Source organism: Mesorhizobium sp. M7A.F.Ca.AU.001.01.1.1, assembly GCF_004022735.1.
Classification (GTDB): Bacteria; Pseudomonadota; Alphaproteobacteria; order Rhizobiales; family Rhizobiaceae; genus Mesorhizobium; species Mesorhizobium ciceri.
Genome location: NZ_RZPF01001394.1, coordinates 1 through 398 on the forward strand (window position 1 = coordinate 1; position 398 = coordinate 398).

Below are 398 nucleotides of genomic sequence, written 5' to 3' on the forward strand. Positions count from 1 at the left end.
GTCGCATCCGGTGCAACCGCCGACGTGGTCCTTCGGTCGTCCTTCGATTTCAACTGATTTCCCGCCTCGGCCCGTTCCGGCTCACGCGCCGAGAACGGGCCGGTTTAGATTCTTTTCGGTGAACGATCACAATGACATTGGTCCAGAGATCGAATGAGAGTGGCAGCGCGAACCAACCGGGAAATGGCAACGATGATCGTGCGCCCGGGTTTGTGGCCTCCGTCGCTTTGCCGGACAAAGAAAACATTGCCGACCTTGTCAGGCGAACAGAGCGCATGGCCATCTTGGTGGTTCTTGGACTGAGCGGCTGGTTGATGCTCGTCCCCGCTATTTATCTTGTGCTGACGCACGGGATATGAAGCTTGCGGGACATCCGTGCGCGCCCAGGGTTGGATTGC

At 58.3% G+C, this 398-nt stretch carries 1 protein-coding gene; it reads right to left on the reverse strand.

Annotation, left to right across the window (positions count from 1 at the left end):
* Window positions 1-104 precede the first annotated feature (104 nt).
* A partial coding sequence (locus EN884_RS39230) for a hypothetical protein (protein WP_206617797.1) occupies window positions 105-398 on the reverse strand: 294 nt, incomplete at its 5' end.